General features: G+C 59.5%; 17 protein-coding genes. 4 read left to right on the forward strand and 13 right to left on the reverse strand.

What is annotated here, in order from left to right; genetic code table 11:
• The first annotated feature begins 39 nt into the window (after positions 1-39).
• On the forward strand, positions 40-1017 hold the full coding sequence (locus ACUTJJ_RS17205; protein ID WP_445542888.1) for an L-threonylcarbamoyladenylate synthase: 978 nt from the start codon (positions 40-42) through the stop codon (positions 1015-1017).
• Between the two features lie 46 nt (positions 1018-1063).
• A complete protein-coding gene (locus ACUTJJ_RS17210) occupies positions 1064-2497 on the forward strand; it encodes an FAD-binding oxidoreductase (protein ID WP_445542889.1) in 1434 nt (477 codons plus the stop codon).
• A gap of 9 nt (positions 2498-2506) precedes the next feature.
• Here the strand turns inward: ACUTJJ_RS17210 and ACUTJJ_RS17215 are convergent, their stop codons facing one another.
• Positions 2507-3025, reverse strand: a complete 519-nt coding sequence (locus ACUTJJ_RS17215; RefSeq protein WP_209089495.1) for a glycosyl transferase — start codon at positions 3023-3025, stop codon at positions 2507-2509.
• A 286-nt stretch (positions 3026-3311) separates the two neighbouring features.
• On the opposite strand from ACUTJJ_RS17215, the gene ACUTJJ_RS17220 reads away from it, so the two are divergent.
• Positions 3312-4469, forward strand: coding sequence for a PA0069 family radical SAM protein (locus ACUTJJ_RS17220; protein WP_445542890.1), 1158 nt, complete (start codon positions 3312-3314; stop codon positions 4467-4469).
• 443 nt (positions 4470-4912) lie between these two features.
• On the forward strand, positions 4913-5569 hold the full coding sequence (locus ACUTJJ_RS17225) for a ribonuclease HII (protein WP_445542891.1): 657 nt from the start codon (positions 4913-4915) through the stop codon (positions 5567-5569).
• 51 nt (positions 5570-5620) lie between these two features.
• On the opposite strand, the gene ACUTJJ_RS17230 is transcribed toward ACUTJJ_RS17225, so the two are convergent.
• From ACUTJJ_RS17230 to ACUTJJ_RS17285, 12 genes are all read right to left on the reverse strand, one after another.
• Positions 5621-6193, reverse strand: coding sequence for a peroxiredoxin (locus tag ACUTJJ_RS17230; protein ID WP_296065149.1), 573 nt, complete (start codon positions 6191-6193; stop codon positions 5621-5623).
• Positions 6194-6509: 316 nt separating this feature from the next.
• Entirely contained in the window at positions 6510-7007 is a 498-nt protein-coding gene (locus ACUTJJ_RS17235; protein WP_445542892.1) for a pyridoxamine 5'-phosphate oxidase family protein, read from the reverse strand.
• Between the two features lie 48 nt (positions 7008-7055).
• Complete coding sequence (locus ACUTJJ_RS17240; RefSeq protein WP_445542893.1) at positions 7056-7748, reverse strand: permease; 693 nt, start codon at positions 7746-7748, stop codon at positions 7056-7058.
• Between the two features lie 177 nt (positions 7749-7925).
• On the reverse strand, positions 7926-8411 hold the full coding sequence (locus ACUTJJ_RS17245; protein WP_063947735.1) for a F0F1 ATP synthase subunit B: 486 nt from the start codon (positions 8409-8411) through the stop codon (positions 7926-7928).
• Between the two features lies 1 nt (position 8412).
• Positions 8413-9054, reverse strand: a complete 642-nt coding sequence (locus ACUTJJ_RS17250) for a F0F1 ATP synthase subunit B (RefSeq protein WP_063947734.1) — start codon at positions 9052-9054, stop codon at positions 8413-8415.
• 81 nt (positions 9055-9135) lie between these two features.
• The gene (locus ACUTJJ_RS17255; RefSeq protein WP_003494147.1) at positions 9136-9363 is read right to left on the reverse strand and encodes a F0F1 ATP synthase subunit C; all 228 of its coding nucleotides are present in this window, start codon (positions 9361-9363) and stop codon (positions 9136-9138) included.
• A gap of 72 nt (positions 9364-9435) precedes the next feature.
• Entirely contained in the window at positions 9436-10185 is a 750-nt protein-coding gene (locus ACUTJJ_RS17260; RefSeq protein ID WP_004440258.1) for a F0F1 ATP synthase subunit A, read from the reverse strand.
• A gap of 61 nt (positions 10186-10246) precedes the next feature.
• Entirely contained in the window at positions 10247-10612 is a 366-nt protein-coding gene (locus tag ACUTJJ_RS17265) for an AtpZ/AtpI family protein (RefSeq protein ID WP_063947733.1), read from the reverse strand.
• A 270-nt stretch (positions 10613-10882) separates the two neighbouring features.
• Complete coding sequence (locus ACUTJJ_RS17270) at positions 10883-12046, reverse strand: cell wall hydrolase (protein WP_445542894.1); 1164 nt, start codon at positions 12044-12046, stop codon at positions 10883-10885.
• A 356-nt stretch (positions 12047-12402) separates the two neighbouring features.
• Positions 12403-14322, reverse strand: coding sequence for a potassium transporter Kup (locus ACUTJJ_RS17275; protein ID WP_063947731.1), 1920 nt, complete (start codon positions 14320-14322; stop codon positions 12403-12405).
• A 15-nt stretch (positions 14323-14337) separates the two neighbouring features.
• Positions 14338-15315: a magnesium transporter CorA family protein gene (locus tag ACUTJJ_RS17280; protein WP_144575654.1), complete on the reverse strand. Its 978-nt coding sequence runs from the start codon at positions 15313-15315 to the stop codon at positions 14338-14340.
• A 336-nt stretch (positions 15316-15651) separates the two neighbouring features.
• The coding region (locus ACUTJJ_RS17285) for an Mrp/NBP35 family ATP-binding protein (protein WP_445542895.1) at positions 15652-16437 on the reverse strand (786 nt) is incomplete at its 5' end.

Genomic DNA, 16437 nt, shown 5'->3' on the forward strand with positions numbered 1-16437 from the left:
GCCCGAAATGCGCTATTGAGCGGCCTGAAAGGCAGCATCATGGCGCGTCATATCAACATTGAAACCGAGCGGGATACCGCCCTGCAGGCATCTGTTGCCGAGCTTTCCGCCGGGCGACCCATCGCCCTGCCGACGGAAACGGTCTACGGCCTCGCCGCCGATGCTACGAACCCGGCGGCAATTACCAGCATATACGAGACAAAGGGCCGGCCGCAGTTCAATCCGCTGATCTGCCACATGGCCGATCTCGCCATGGCAGAACGTTACGCGGTTTTAGACCCGGTATCGCGGACGCTCGCGGAGGCATTCTGGCCCGGCCCGCTGACGCTGGTGCTGCCGCTAAGACCGGGGAGCGGCATTCATTCGCTGGCGACGGCCGGGCTCGATACCGTCGGCATCCGTGTTCCCCAGGGTTTTGCCGGCGATCTGATCCGCCACTTCGACAGGCCGCTCGCGGCCCCGAGCGCCAATAGTTCCGGCAAGATAAGCCCGACGAGTGCCGCCCATGTGGAAGCCGACCTCGGCCAGAAGATCAATCTCATTCTCGATGGCGGTGCCGCCTCCGTTGGTGTTGAATCCACCATCGTCAAGGTGGAAGCGGATGGCCGGGTGCGGCTGCTGCGCCCCGGCGGCATCGTCACCGCGGAGATTGAGCGTGTTGCCGGTCTCAGGCTGGAACGGCCGGAAAAAGCCTCGGCCGCCATCGAGGCCCCGGGAATGCTTGCTTCGCATTACGCGCCGGGCGCCACCGTGCGCCTCAACGCCACCTCGGTTCTGCCCGGTGAAGCGCTGATCCGCTTCGGCGGCATCGCCATATCAGGCGAGGAGCGGGCGCATGCCGTTCTCGATCTTAGCCCCGCTGGCGATCTTGCGGAGGCTGCGGCCAATCTGTTCGATTATCTGAAGGCCGCCGATGCGAGCGGTGCGGACACGATCGCCATCACCACCATTCCCACCCATGGCCTCGGAGAGGCGATCAACGACCGCCTATCCCGCGCCGCCGCGCCGCGAGGCTGACGTCGCTTACCCGCTTCGCCCCCGTTTTAAAGACAGCGAGATGCCCATGACGACCACCGCCATCCCCTCCTCCGAGCTCCTCGACCGCTTCACCGCCATTGTCGGCGAAAAGAACGCGGTGCGCGACCCGGCGGAAATGGCGCCGCGCCTTGTCGAAAACCGCGGTCTTTATCGTGGCGCTTCGCCGCTGCTGCTGAAGCCCGGTTCCGTCGAAGAGGTCTCGGCCATCCTGAAACTCGCCAGCGAAACCGGCACGCCCATCGTGCCGCAAACCGGCAATACCGGCCTTGTGGGCGGCCAGACGCCGCGCGCCGATGGAGGCGATATCATCCTGTCGCTGGAGCGAATGAACCGCGTCCGTGACATCGACCCCGTCGCCAATATCATCGTCGCCGATGCCGGCTGCATTCTTGACGACATTCACAAGGCCGCGGATTCAGTGGAACGCATGTTTCCGCTGTCGCTCGGCTCTCAGGGTTCCTGCCGCATCGGCGGCAATCTCGCCACCAATGCCGGCGGCACGGCGGTGCTGGCCTATGGCAACATGCGCCAGCTCTGCCTCGGGCTCGAGGTGGTGCTGCCGACAGGCGAAATCTGGAACGGGCTGCGCCGGCTGAAAAAGGACAATACGGGCTACGATCTGCGCGATCTCTTCATCGGTTCGGAAGGCACGCTCGGCGTCATTACCGGCGCGGTGCTGAAGCTTTTCCCCAAACCGCTTGGCCATCAGGTCGCTTTTGCCGGTCTTGCCTCGACCGGGGACGCTCTGAAACTGTTCGAGATGGCCTCCAATCTCTGCGGCACGGCGCTGACCGGTTTCGAACTCATGCCACGGATCGGCGTCGAGTTCACCGCCAGACACATTCCCGGCGTGCGTGATCCTCTGGAACAGCGCCATGACTGGTACGCGCTGATCGACATCTCCACCTCCGATTCGGCCGAAACGGCCGATACGATGATGCAGTCGCTGCTGGAGCGCGGATTTGAGGCGGGGCTGGTTCAGGACGCGGTCATCGCCGCATCGGAGGCGCAGAGACAGGCGCTCTGGCACATGCGCGAGAGCATGTCGGATGCACAGAAGCCAGAGGGCGGCTCAATCAAGCACGATGTTTCCGTTCCTGTGTCAAAAATACCGGAATTCATGGCGACGGCGGAAAAGGCCGTGCTTGCCGCCATTCCCGGCGCCCGCGTCTGCGCCTTCGGCCATCTTGGTGACGGCAACATCCATTACAACATCTCCCAGCCCGTGGACGCCGACAAGGCAGAATTCATCGGCCGCTGGCGGGAGATGAACGAAATCGTGCATGGCATCGTGCTGTCGCTCGGCGGCTCGATTTCGGCCGAGCATGGCATCGGCCAGCTGAAACGCGACGAACTCGCCGCCATCCGGCCCGGCATCGAAATGGAGCTGATGCGGCGCATCAAGCATGCCTTCGATCCTGTTGGTATCATGAACCCCGGCAAGGTCCTGGCGGGGTGACCACCCGCGCTAAGCCAGCGTCCGTAGCGCCCAGGCGGGCGCCAGTTCCGCATTCAGGCGGCGCGACTTCGTCCCGGCTACCAGTTGCGTCAGGCTCATGCCCGGCTTTGCGATGGACAGCGCTTGTTTTTTGGGGAGGAGATAGCCGTTCTCCAGTGGTGGCGTGCGGCGCAGCATGCGGCTGAAGATATTCCGCCGATGGTATCGCGACGGCGAAAACCGGGCAGGCTCAGCGCAGATCGCGACATACTCCAGAATTTCGTCGATCCAGCCCGCCTGCGGGCGCGCACCGGGCTCGATCAGCAACAGCCACCCGCCACGCGCCGACTGCACGATCTCCTCAATATTCCATTGCCCATAAAAGCGGCAGCCGGCCGCATCCGCGACGCGCGATGATCCATCGCGCGACCCGTGATCGAGGATAACGACGTCGCTTACAAGGCCTTCCACGGCTCCGGTAACAAGCGCAGATAGCGTGTGCGCCAGCTCCGGTTCCTGATCCCGGCATTCCATGATGACTGTCAACATAGGCTTAGCTCTAACGCATCGCACAATAAATTGCCACTGGGCCAACAAGGGGAAAATCCGCGTCTCGTTACACCGGCTCAGGCCGGTCCTTAATAGCGTTTAATGAACCAACGGGTGGGGCGACCCATCCAGGAACGGCCTTTTCTTGATTTTTGTTCTTGTATTGTTCTCATTGATGATGTAGGAATTTAATCATTGGAAGGGCGACTGACTGTCGCTTCCGAAGGACACGGTTTAGGGCGTTGAGCGTGCCTTTTGCGGCGCGTGGCGCTCTGGGAGCATCCAGATGAGAAACCATACGCTTGACGGGCAGGCTGCCTTTCAGCCAGGCCATATGCCTGACATGGCCAATGCGATCGCCGATGCATCCGGCCTGCGCATCGAGATCGATCGCCGTCGCGGTCGGGGCGCCGGACTGAACCCCGATGGGCGCTTCGAAGCGTTGCAGCGCGAGGTTTTCGACGACGGATGGCAGACGCTCGAGGATATGCCAGAGTTCCGCACGGAAGTGCAGGTGGAAAAACCGCGCAGCATCATCACCCGCAACGAGTCGCCAGACATCCCCTTCGACCGTTCCATCAACCCCTATCGCGGCTGCGAACATGGTTGCATCTATTGTTTCGCTCGGCCGACGCACAGCTATATGGGGCTTTCCGCCGGGCTCGATTTCGAATCGAAGCTCTTCGCCAAGCCGGATGCCGCGAAACTTCTGGAGCGCGAACTGGCAAAGCCGGGTTACAAGCCGCGTGTGATCGCCATCGGCACCAACACCGACCCCTACCAGCCGATCGAGCGCGAATGGCGCATCATGCGGCAGATACTGGAAGTGCTGGCAGAGGCCGATCACCCCGTCGCTATCGTCACAAAATCAGCGCTCATTAAACGGGATATCGATATTCTCGGGCCGATGGCCAAGAAGGGGCTCGCCAAGGTCGGCATGTCCGTGACGACGCTGGACCGCAAGTTGTCACGCAACATGGAGCCGCGCGCCGCGACACCTGAAAAGCGGCTGGAGGCCGTGAAGGCTCTGACAGAGGCCGGCATTCCCGTGGCCGTGATGATGGCGCCCGTCATTCCAGCCCTTAACGATCACGAAATCGAGCGCATTCTCGAGGCTGGCAAGGCCGCCGGCGCGACGGAGGCTTCCTACGTGCTGTTGCGCCTGCCGCTGGAAGTGAGCCCTCTGTTTCGCGACTGGCTGCTGCGCACCTATCCCGACCGGTACCGCCATGTCATGTCGCTGGTACGATCGATGCGTGACGGTAATGATTACGACGCGGAGTTTGGCAAGCGCATGAAAGGCGAAGGCCCCTATGCCTGGCAGATCGGTCGTCGTTTCGAAATGGCGACGAAGCGGCTTGGACTTGTCCGACGGGCCATTCACCTGCGCGACGATCTCTTCGTGCCACCCGGTGGTTCGGGCGTGCAATTGTCGTTGCTTTGAGAGCCGGACGCTGAAAGTGACTGGGGGTAATCGATGCACGGAAGAATTCAACCTCGCCTTTGGTTTCAGCCGAGGATCTTATTCGAGCGCGATAGCGACTCCCGGCTCCAGCCCGATGAGGCTGTCGAACAGGATGGTAACTCGCCGACAACAGGAGGCTTTTTGAGCCTCTCATAAACGGAATTCCAAAAAGATGAGCAGCAACCTTTTCACCTGTTGCTCTCGATGACATGCCCGGCTGGTTTCCCTGGCCCGCCGGACACAGCCCCCGGATCCGCCGCCTCGCGTGCGATCGTTTTCCTCCGCCGCCCCATTGGAGGATCCAGGTCATGACGACCTTAAGGGCACGGTGAGCCACGCCCCTTGACCCCGGCTCCCCGCGCCTGTCATCGCCCGCTTCCGGGGGCTTGCAGGAGATCGGGTGTGTATGCGAGTTTCGCCGCATGAAACGCACGGCCACACCCGATTCTCCTGCCCTTTTCGATCTCGCCGAAACCGGCCCGGATTTCTCGTTCGAACTGGAGGCAAAAAAGAAAGGTCTCTGGCCCGTCGCGGGTACGGATGAGGCGGGCCGGGGACCGCTTGCCGGCCCTGTGGTTGCGGCCGCCGTCATTCTCGATCCCGATAATATCCCCAAGGGTATGGACGATTCCAAAAAGCTGACAAAGCAGAAGCGAGAGAGCCTGTTCGTCCAGATTATGGAAAGCTCGATTGTTTCCGTCGCCTCCTCCGGCCCAGGCCTGATCGACACGATGAATATCCTGCGCGCCAGCCTCGACGCCATGCGCCGCGCCGTGCTCGGCCTCGAAATCCCTCCTGCCCTCGTGCTGGCCGACGGTCGCGACCGGCCACCTGGCATCACCTGCGAATCCAGGGCCGTCATCAAGGGCGACTCCCGCTCCCTCTCCATCGCCGCCGCCTCAATCGTCGCCAAAGTGACCCGCGACCGGATGATGGAACGCGCCGGCGTGGTGCACACATCCTATGGCTTCGAAGGCCACGCCGGCTACGGCACGCCCGCCCATCTACGCGCAATCGAAAGCCACGGGCCTTGTCCGCTGCACCGCATGAGCTTTCGGCCGCTTAAGCGGGAAGGATAGTGGCCGGGTGATGCGGCTCCACCTAAAACTTCCGCCATCGACGCAGACAAGTCATGGACCCGTCTCGGCAACACCATTGGTTTTCAACCAACTGATCACCGCGTCTGCATTCTTTTCCGGCGGGTGCACGGGATAAAAGACATGCCTGATAACACCGGCCTGGATGATCATCGTAAGCCTTCGTAACAGGATCAGGCCACCGGCGTGGAACCTTGGTAAGCCAAGGGCCGATGCAAGGAGAAGCGAATGATCGGAAAGAAGCGGGAACGGAAGGTGGAGCCGTTCCGCGGCTTCGCGTTGATACTCCGTGGTTTGGGTCGACAGGCCGAATAGATGACTGACACCCAATTCTTTTAATTCAACGAAATGGTCTCGGAACGCGCAGGACTGCGGTGTGCAACCTCTCGCGCCGGGGATCGCGTCCCACCCGTCAAGTGCTGTCCCTCCCGGAGGGCTCGTCCGAGGATAGGCATAGACCACGGAAAGCCCCGGACTGCAAAGATCCACGGTAGTTCCATCTGTCGCCTGCAAAGCGATGCGTGGCACTTCCATTCCAAGCAGGTGATCCGCGCTTCCATCGTCTTGGGGCTTCAGTACGGTACTATCATTCTCCGTCACATTCATTGCGGCCTCATCTGTCGTTACTGGTCGCGAGGATAAACGCGGTATCTTCTATCCTACCGGGGTGGGCATAATAGCCAAAGTCCCCATCTCCATTCTCGGATGATCAACAACATTCTTCAGACACACAGTATCGCGATACAAGGTACCGTCGGACTGTATAATTGGGTGACACAGCGATATTGTCGAGAAGAGGCATGACGAACCTTTCAGATTGATCGCCAACCGCGTCTGATAGGATTGAGAATCGCTAAGATTTGCACGCGATCGGCCACGACAAGACTAATTTCGCCTTGGACAGAAACCCATCGTGTTCGGACTATCGCTCCGATGAAGATTCTTGATATGGAAGCGCCCCTATAGGCCGCACCCCGTAGGTCTCATAAGCGCTTTGCATTCTTTCACTCTCACTGCGTTCGGGAAAGAGCTTGTAGCTTGGCGCCCAGATTCGGGAAACGCGGTCGATTTTGACCGCGATGACATTCCGGATTGGAAAATCATCGCCTGCCATACGGCGCAGATCGACACTAAACGCGTCAAAATCGGCGTCACTGGGAGCCAGAATCGTGGCGTGGCCGGTGAGTTTGAAGCCTTTCTGACGAAACACGTCAATGAAGCTAACGCACACTTTTGGTCGGGCTAGAGCGTTGTGAACGCTATGCGACGACGCGATATCGGCGATGACGATGTGGTCGTCACCGTAGCTGGTGAATATCTCCTTTGGCGTTACACTGGGCGTACCATCGTCGTCGATGGTTGCCAGCCAGCAGAGCACTGAGTTCTGCAGGTCAACTTTGATCGCATCGTTCATTTTCATGGCTTTCCTCCCGTTTTTGCGCGATGGCCCCGAGCATGATGGGTCATATCATCCGGCCTGCCCGCTTATGGTCGAGAAGATGGTGCTCGCTTCAATCGATATGAGCAGCGCAAGCGCGAGCGCCACGAAACTCGCCACAACAAAGGCGGCGGCGAAAATCAGGCCCGACTTGATGAGGCCAATGCGGAGTTCGCCGCGCAGCCAGCGAATTTCCGCCTGGGCGTACCAGAGGGCGGCAATTGCAACGATCATGAGACCGAAAGTCATTCCCTGTCCACCCGGCATGGTGACCACATCCAATCCGAGGACCAGGATCAGCGTAAAGGGTGCTGTTACGTAGCATTGACTGAAAAATGGACGTCGCAACGAGTTGCGAGTCAAGCGCATCTTTCTCAAACGCAGCGCAGCGACCGCCATGCACAGAGGATAGACGCTGAATATGACCCCTCGCGCAATAAGCAGGTTCGACCCGGAGCCCAGTTGCCTGGCCGCGAGGTTGGCATCGAATATCGAGGGGAGCGATGCGGTGAGCGCTTGGGACAGAAGCAACGTTATCAGCAGAAAGAGCGGCGGGCTGAGCGTATCGTCATATTGATCTTCAAGCCGGTCATCGAGTTCCGTATCGGCATAACGCATCATGCTGAGTGGACTGACGACGGATCGCCACATGGTCATCGGATAAAACACAAGCCACGAAACCAGCTCATAAAGCAGCTCTTCGAGGGATTTCAGTACCTTCATGAAATCCAAACTTCGACCTCCGTCACTCGTGCATCCACCACCTGACGATGCTAGCAGCGCAAACGAGGGCAGTCACCATCGTCAACATGCGTGAGGCAGATGATCAAAAGAAAACCCCTCACAGCGGACTGGAGGGGTTTCCAATTTTATGACCATCCAAGGCCTTATGGTCGCGTGTTAGTTCAGCTTCGACTTCACTTCGCCGATCGTGGCGGTGAAAAGCTTGGCCTTTGCGGCGGCCGTCGTCTTTTCGGCCAGCAGCTTCTCGGAAGCGGCGATCGCGATGTCGACGGCGGCGGCGCGGACGGCGCCGATGGCGTCTTCTTCGGCCTGCTTGATCTTCTGTTCCGAAAGAGCCGTGCGGCGGGCGACGAATTCTTCCGTCTTCTGCCTGGCTTCTTCGGTCAGTGCTGCTGCTTCGCGCTCTGCGGCTGCAACGATGCCGGCGGCTTCAGCTTCAGCTTCCTTGCGCTTGCGCTGATATTCGGCAAGCAGGTGCTGGGCTTCTTCACGCAGGCGCTTGGCTTCGGCCAGCTCGTCCTGAATGTTCTGTGCGCGCTCGTCCAGAGACTTGGAGAGCATGCCCGGAACCTTCAGATAAGCGATCAGGACGAAGAAGAGAACGAGACCGACGAGAGCGAAAAATGATGCATCAAATGCCATGTCAGGCTCCCTTCACGTTCGAAGCGGCCGCAATCGCTGCCTTCACGTCCGTGTCCTTGACCTTGGCGCCAACCAGCTGGTTGACGATTGCGGTCGCGGTTTCCTCGGCGATTGCGCCGACATCGGCGAATGCCTGTTCCTTGATACCTGCAATGCGCTTTTCAGCGGCGGCAAGCTTTTCCGCCAGACCGGCTTCGATAGCGGCGCGGTCGGCATCGGCCTTGGCTTTAGCGGCGTCACGGGCCGCGGCGCCGATCGAGCTTGCCTTGGCGCGGGCTGCCGCGAGTTCTTTTTCATAGGTTTCGACGGCTGCGTCAGCTTCCGCTTTCAGCCGTGCCGCTTCGTCGAGATCCTGTGCAATGCGTCCGTGACGGTTTTCGAGAATGCCGCCAACGCGCGGAACGATGACCTTCTGCATGAGCAGGTAGAAAAGGCCAAACGTAATCGCCAGCCAAAGGACCTGCGATGCATAAGTAGACTGGTCGAACGGCGGGAAAACGCCGGAAGAACCGTGCTCGGCGCCATGCGCTACACCGGTTTCCGTGTGCGTGGCTTCCGGTTGCGGCTGGCCAACGGCCGGAGTTTCCGTATGCGTTTCACCTACGGTCGGTGCTGACTGGGCATAAGCCTCGGTCACGAACATGCTCACCTCCAGGGGGACTGCAAATGCGAAGGATCACGGCACGCTATCGTTGCGGGCCGTGATCCAGACCTGATGCCGTTATCAGACAGCGAACAGGAGAAGGAGAGCAACGAGCAGCGAGAAGATGCCCAGAGCTTCCGTAACGGCGAAGCCGAATACCAGACGGCCGAACTGGCTGTCGGCAGCAGAGGGGTTGCGCAGTGCGCCGGACAGGTAATCACCGAAGATACGGCCGAGTGCGAGGGACGTACCAGCCATGCCGAGGCATGCGAGACCTGCGCCGATGTACTTTGCTGCTTCCGCTTCCATGTGAGACTCCTTGAGATATAGGTTGTTGCGGCTGTTTTTGACGCCCGTTTCCGGGGCCAGCGACTTTACTTCTCAGTGACCACCATGCACGGCGTCGTTCAGGTACATGCAAGTCAGTACCGCGAAGACATAAGCCTGCAGGAAGGCAACGAGAAATTCGAGAGCGGTCATGGCGACCGTCATGATGAGAGGCAGGACTGCGCCGCCGACGCCGAGCGCGCCGAGCGCGCTCATGGAGGCGACGAAGCCTGCGAAAACCTTAAGCGTGATGTGGCCGGCCAGCATGTTCGCGAAAAGACGGACGGAAAGGCTGATCGGACGCGACAGGAAGGAGATCATTTCAATCGACGCCACAAGCGGCAGAAGCGCCTTGGGCACGCCCGAGGGGGCAAAGATGCCGAAGAAATGCAGGCCGTGCTTGTAGAAACCGTAAACGACGACCGTACCGATGACGAGGCAGGCGAGCGCGAAGGTAACGATGATCTGGCTGGTGACCGTGAAGAAATACGGGAACATGCCAAGCAGGTTTGCCGTCAGCACGAACATGAACAACGAGAAAACGAAGGGGAAGAACACCATGCCCTTTTTGCCGGCGCCCTCACGCAGCATGGAGGCGATGAACTCATAGGACATTTCGGCAACGGACTGCATGCGGGTCGGGATAAGACCGCGGTTCGACGTTGCGAAATAAAGGAAACCCGAAGCAGCAGCCACGGTCGCGACCATGAAGAGCGACGCATTGGTGAAGGAAAAATCGACGCCGCCAATTTCGATCGGAATGATCGGCTGCACCAAGAACTGATGGGTCGGATCGTTTGCCACCGGCTGCCCTCTTTACCTGTCGCCGCCTGTCGCGGCATCTCAACTGTAAGGAAAAACAGCCTTAAAGGCCGCGTTTTCCACCCTCGTCCTGTCTGTCCGCTTTCTCCAGCAGCGGCGGCTTGGCCACCGCTCCGGTCGAGCGCAACACATTCAATACGCCTGCGCAGAAACCGAGAAGAAGAAGAACAATCATCCCCCACGGCGACGTGCCGGCAAAATAGTCCAGAAGATAACCCAGCATAGCGCCGACCACGATGGCCGAAATGAACTCCGATGAGAGCTTTACCGCCATCGCAAAGCCTTTCCGGCTTTCCGCAGCATTTGTCTCCGCCCTCACTTCCGCCTCATCATCCGCCTTCACCTTTGCCAACTCGTCGGCTAGGCGCTTGCGGCGCTCGTCCAGACTATCGTCACGGTTGCCAGTCATCTTAGAATCCCACCCATTTTCTCCGTTCCAGCCATGCCAGAACCCTTTGGAGTTGTAAACGGTGACGGATTAAGCCTGTTCCAGCCCGCTCTGAAGTCGCGCGCAACATAGTTTTAGGGGCTTCTCTAGTCAAGGCACAGATGACGGTTGTTTCAGCACAAATTAATGATGCAAAAACAATGGCTTGACTCAAAATCCCAGTTTAAGGGCGATGTTTCGCGGGGGAATCGGCATTTTTGACACGCAAAATGCGACAAATTGACGGTGGTATCAGCTCCAGCCGCCACCATAGGTACGGTAAAAGACATGCAGGCCGATTCTGCCGACCTTCTTCATGGTCTTGCCCCAGGCCGGACGCACATAGACGGCGTGATAATGGGTGGCGGAGCCAACTTCCTTCAGCCAGATCTTGCCAGCCGTGGTCGCCATCGCCACTTCGCGCGCCATCTTCCAGTGGCGCTCGGAATTCACGCGGTCCTTGATGTTATCGCAGGCGAAGGAGAACTGGCAGCGGTTGCGCCAGTCCTTGTTCTGGTAAACCACGCCGCAGATGGTTTTCGGATAAGCGGGATTGCGCACGCGGTTGAGGATGACCTGGGCCACCGCGGCCTGACCTTTAACGGACTCACCGCGCGCCTCGAAATAGATGCCCGACGCGAGACATTGCTGTTCGGCCGGAGAGAACACGGCTGCCGGCAACGGCGTTGCGGCCCAGGCGTGGTCATCAGGGTTGATCTGCGGCACGAAGCGGCCGGTCTCCGGCTTTTTAAGAATGGCGTCGAATGGGGATTCGCGGGCGAAGTCCGGTTCGGCCGGCGCATAGGCGGTGGCGAGAATGTCTGGCGTGCGGTTGGTAATGAGTTCGGCCAGCATCGGCGAGACGCTCTTATCCGCCTTCTTCTCGTCGCGGCGGAAATAGAAGGAGGCGAGTTCGATATCCTTGCCGCGCTTCGGTTTGACGAAGGCGGTGCGATCCTTGCGCTTCAGCGGCTCTATATCCAGCATCGAGGTGCGCTGCAGCACCGAACCGGCGGTGAAAGCCTTCGGCGGCTGCATGATTTCGGTGGCGACGATGCGGCCCTTCTTGGCGGCACGGTTGACGCGTTCGCTGTCAGGCGTTGTCGTCTCACCCTTCTTGTTGGTGACGAAAGCAACCTTGCTGCCGTCCGGCAAGGTCATGCCGCCGCCATGCAACGCCTCGTCCCCCTGCGCATCGTTGAATGTGAGGGAGGCATTGTGCGTGGAGCCGGCCGGAGAGGCGGTCAGCACCATGCGCCATTGTTCGCCGCCTTTATCCAGGCCTGCCAGTAGCGAGGCAAGATCCGCCCGCGCGGCAAGCGAAGGAAAGACAAGCCAGGCAGCAAGGCCGAAGACGACGGGTGACGTCCAGCTGGACGCCCATCCCGGAAAGGACGTGGGGGACCGACGACGCATGACTTTTTTCGAACGCAAAACCAGCACTCCGAACACCGACAACCGAATTTTCTACAGGTGTTCGAGAATCTCTTATTAACCTTGATGGATGGTTAACGCCGAAAGGGAAGATGTCTTCACGTTAATGTGTGAGCATATTCTGATGCCGAGGTCTGAAGTCGATTTCGCATGTGCCGATCATAACGGCCAAGCAGAACATCTCCACATCCGTCATTCCAGCCTCGAGCCGCAATCCAGCGGAGACGCGTCGGCGCGCGTAAAGACCCCTTTCAGCCCAAAGACTTGGGCTGGCTGGATACCGGCGGCATGACGGAGAGAACGAGATCGCCCAGCTACAGTGAGGGCACGCCTACCCGTCACACGACGACGTGTGAACCGAGTTCCACCACGCGGTTGGCGGGCAGGCGGAAATAATCCGAGGGATCGGCGGCGGTTTCGGCGAGCGCGATGAACAGGCGGTTCTGCCAGCCCGGCATGCCGGACTTCGGGTCCGGCACCAGCTTGCGGCGGCCGAGATAAAACGAGGTCGACATGATGTCGAACTTGTACCCGGTGCGGCGCAGATAGCCCAGCGCCTGTGTGACGTTCTGGGTTTCCATGAAGCCGAAATGCAGTTCGACCACGGCAAACCGGTCACTGAGTTTCGTCAGCGTGTAGCGATCTTCAGGATGAACGCGCGGCTGATCCTCGGTGCGGATCGTCAGGATGACGTTCTTGTCATGCAGCACGTGGTTGTGCTTGAGATTGTGCAGCAAGGCGGCTGGGGCTGCGTCCGGATCGCCGGTGAGGAAAATCGCGGTGCCAGGCACACGCACCGGCGCATGAGCGCTTTCCTTTTCAACCGAAGCAACGAAAGCCTTCAATGGCACGTCACCACGACGGGTTTTTGCGAACAGGATTTTCGAGCCGCGCTGCCAGGTCGTCATGATGATGGTGAAGGCGATCGCCAGGAGCACCGGCACATAACCGCCATCGTGGATTTTCAGCAGGTTTGCCCCAAGGAAAATCAGTTCCAGCACCAGAAGCGGCGTCAGCACCGCAAGGGCAAGCCAGATCGACCATTGCCAGCGCTTGCGCACGAATTCGAAGAACATCAGGCTGGTGACGACCATCGCGCCGGTGACCGAAATACCGTAAGCGGTCGCCAGCGCATCGGAACTCTTGAAGGTCAGCACCAGCGCGACAACGCCGAACAGCAGGATCGTGTTGACGGCCGGCAGGTAGATCTGCCCGGTGTTGGTCTCCGAGGTGAAGAGGATTTCCATGCGCGGCAGGTAGCCGAGGTGGATCGCCTGACGAACCAGCGAAAACGCGCCCGTTATCACTGCCTGGCTGGCAATGATGGTGGCGGCGGTGGCCAGAATGACGGCGGGCAGGATCGCCCATTGCGGGAACATCAGATAGAAGGGATTGGACATCGCCGCCGGGTCCTTCAGAACCAGCGCGCCCTGCCCGAGATAATTCAGCGTCAGCGCCGGAAACACCAGACAGAACCAGGCCCACTGGATGGGGCGGCGGCCGAAATGGCCGAGGTCTGCATAAAGCGCTTCCGCACCCGTGATCGTCAGGAACACCGCACCGAGAACGACGATGCCGTAAAAACCTTCATTGGCCAGAAACTCCACCGCATGCCAGGGATTGAAGGCAAAGAGAATGCCAAAATCGTCTGCGATATGGATGAGGCCGGCACCGCCCATCACCAGGAACCAGACCGCGGTGATCGGCCCGAAGAATTTCGCGACCGTTCCGGTGCCGTGCGACTGAATCGCGAAGAGGCCAATCAGGATGCCGACCGAAATCGGAATGATGAAGGCGTCCATTTCCGGCGTGACGAGTTTCAGGCCTTCCACCGCCGAAAGGACTGAAAGCGCCGGGGTAATCATGGCATCGCCGAGGAACAGCGCTGCACCGATGAGGCCAAGCACGATGAGGACGCTGCGATGCGTGCCGGCGGTCTTCATCAACAGCGCCAGCAGCGACAGCGTACCGCCTTCGCCGTCATTGTCGGCGCGCAGCAAAAGCGTGATGTATTTAAAGGTGACGATGATCGTCAGCGACCAGATCATCAGCGATGTGAGGCCGATGACTTCCTCCTGCGTCACGCCGTCATAGGCGATGGGGCGCAAGGCTTCGCGAAAGGCGTAGAGCGGGCTGGTGCCGATATCGCCATAAACGACGCCGATGGAACCAAGGATGGCGGCATAGAGCCCCTTGTTCTTGTGCGCGTCATCCGCATCCGGCTTCTCGGCAACATCCTTGTCAGCGATCTGGGACATGATGATCCTGGCTCCTCAGAGCCAGCCCTTCCAACGAAAAAAGAGAAACGGGATGATTGCGGACAGCACCATGACGATCAGCGCAAGTGGATAACCAAATGTCCAGTTCAACTCCGGCATGAGCTGAAAGTTCATTCCGTAGATGGAGGCCACCAGCGTTGGCGGCAGGAACACGACCGAAGCGATCGAGAAAATCTTGATGATGCCGTTCTGCTCGATATTGATGATGCCAAGCGAGGCGTCGAGCAGGAACGTCAGATTGCCCGAAACGAAGGAGGCATGTTCGTTCAGCGACTGGATATCGCGCCCGATGGACTTGCCCTGCTCCCTTGCGCCCTTGTCCGCGCTCGCCTGAGCGCTGGTGGAAAAGAACGTTTGCAGCCGCGCCAGCGATGCAAGACTGACGCGGACCTTCGAAATCAGCCGATGATAGGCAGCAATATTGGTAAGACGATCCTCGAGATACCGCGGCGCCTTGCGCTTGGACCGGGCCTGGCTACCGAGAATATCCGCAGCGAGATTATCGATCCCGGCGACCGAATTTTCAAGAATTTCCGCCGTGCGGTCGACAATGGTTTCGAGCAGCTTCAATAGCAGCGCCGTGCCGCTGCGCATCTCATGGGGCGCGCGGGTAATGGCAGCGATGAAAAGATGGAAGGATTTCGGCTCTGCATAGCGGATCGTCACCAAACGATTGCCGGCCAGAACAAAGGCAACGTCGGTCAGGCGCGGATCGTCCGAATCCGCCTTCCACACCAGAGACGCCGTCATGAAGACATTGGCGTCTTCCATATAGAGGCGGCTGGAGGGCTCGATATCCTTCAGGTCTTCGCGTGTCGGCAGCTCGACGCCCAGCAGCTTTTCCACATGCTGCTCTTCCGCCCTGTCCGGATTGACGAGATCGATCCAGACGATGTCGTCGGGAATCGGTCCGGAGCCGTCGTGTGCCGACAGGCTGATCGCCTCGCAATTGGCGCGATAGGCTTTTATCAATCCGTTTCTCCGCTCCGCATCGCAGGCTTACCGCAATGCTGCTTAACATATCCTGTTTGCGGTCGGCAAACCTTTGGACGACACTTCAGGGAACGACGGAACGAGCGGGATCACCCTATCCCGAAAGCCCGATGGACCAAGAGCCAAACGGCGCAGGCGTATGCGCCCAAAGCGGAATGCAATCAAGCAATATTTTTTCGCAACAGCATTGCAGGCGAAGCATTTCTTGAGCTCGCATCCAGAAACGCTTTCGTGTACCTCCGGATAACCTTCTGTTTTCGAACATCTATTTAAAGAAGGCAGATGCGTCGCCAAGTTTTTGCCATGCCCAGCGCGTTATTCGAAAACGATCTTCGGCGCGGCTTTTCGCTCGCTTGTTCCGATGCGCGCCCAGACTTTTTCAGCGATATCGCGATAGATCGCAGCCTGCGGACCGTTGGGATCGGCGACGACAACAGGCGTTCCCGCGTCCGACAGTTCGCGAATGGAGATGGTGAGCGGCACCTCGCCGAGAAAGGGAACCCCGATCCTTTCAGCTTCCGCCTTCGCGCCGCCATGGCCGAAAATATCGTAGCGCGCGCCCGTGTCCGGGGCGATGAAGTAGCTCATATTCTCCACGACGCCGAGGAGCGGCACCTCTACTTTCTGGAACATGGTGATGCCCTTGCGCGCATCGGCGAGCGCCAGATCCTGCGGCGTGGAGACGATGACGGCCCCGGCGAGCGGCACCTGCTGGGCGATGGTCAGCTGTGCATCGCCGGTGCCGGGCGGCATGTCGAGCACCAACACGTCCAGGTCACCCCAAGCCACCTCGCGCAGCATCTGCATCAGGGCGGACTGCACCATCGGTCCGCGCCAGATCATCGCTGCTTCCTCATCCACCAGAAAGCCCATGGACATGACCTTCAGCCCATAATTCTCCATGGGGAGAATGATGCGGTCTTCCTGTTGTTTTGGGCGACCGGAAATTTTAAGCAATCGCGGCAGCGATGGGCCGTAAATATCGGCGTCGAGCATACCGACCTTGAGGCCGAGCGATTGCAGGCCAAGCGCGAGATTGACCGATGTCGTCGACTTGCCCACGCCGCCCTTGCCCGAAGCTACGGCGATAATGGACTTGAC

This window comes from Agrobacterium sp. DKPNP3, assembly GCF_052686535.1.

Coding starts and splice junctions, on each gene's coding strand:
- ACUTJJ_RS17205 (WP_445542888.1), top strand. CDS start 40: ATGGCGCGTCATATCAACATTGAAACCGAGCGGGATACCGCCCTGCAG.
- ACUTJJ_RS17210 (WP_445542889.1), top strand. CDS start 1,064: ATGACGACCACCGCCATCCCCTCCTCCGAGCTCCTCGACCGCTTCACC.
- ACUTJJ_RS17215 (WP_209089495.1), bottom strand. CDS start 3,025: ATGTTGACAGTCATCATGGAATGCCGGGATCAGGAACCGGAGCTGGCG.
- ACUTJJ_RS17220 (WP_445542890.1), top strand. CDS start 3,312: ATGAGAAACCATACGCTTGACGGGCAGGCTGCCTTTCAGCCAGGCCAT.
- ACUTJJ_RS17225 (WP_445542891.1), top strand. CDS start 4,913: ATGAAACGCACGGCCACACCCGATTCTCCTGCCCTTTTCGATCTCGCC.
- ACUTJJ_RS17230 (WP_296065149.1), bottom strand. CDS start 6,193: ATGAATGTGACGGAGAATGATAGTACCGTACTGAAGCCCCAAGACGAT.
- ACUTJJ_RS17235 (WP_445542892.1), bottom strand. CDS start 7,007: ATGAAAATGAACGATGCGATCAAAGTTGACCTGCAGAACTCAGTGCTC.
- ACUTJJ_RS17240 (WP_445542893.1), bottom strand. CDS start 7,748: ATGAAGGTACTGAAATCCCTCGAAGAGCTGCTTTATGAGCTGGTTTCG.
- ACUTJJ_RS17245 (WP_063947735.1), bottom strand. CDS start 8,411: ATGGCATTTGATGCATCATTTTTCGCTCTCGTCGGTCTCGTTCTCTTC.
- ACUTJJ_RS17250 (WP_063947734.1), bottom strand. CDS start 9,054: ATGTTCGTGACCGAGGCTTATGCCCAGTCAGCACCGACCGTAGGTGAA.
- ACUTJJ_RS17255 (WP_003494147.1), bottom strand. CDS start 9,363: ATGGAAGCGGAAGCAGCAAAGTACATCGGCGCAGGTCTCGCATGCCTC.
- ACUTJJ_RS17265 (WP_063947733.1), bottom strand. CDS start 10,612: ATGACTGGCAACCGTGACGATAGTCTGGACGAGCGCCGCAAGCGCCTA.
- ACUTJJ_RS17270 (WP_445542894.1), bottom strand. CDS start 12,046: ATGCGTCGTCGGTCCCCCACGTCCTTTCCGGGATGGGCGTCCAGCTGG.
- ACUTJJ_RS17275 (WP_063947731.1), bottom strand. CDS start 14,322: ATGTCCCAGATCGCTGACAAGGATGTTGCCGAGAAGCCGGATGCGGAT.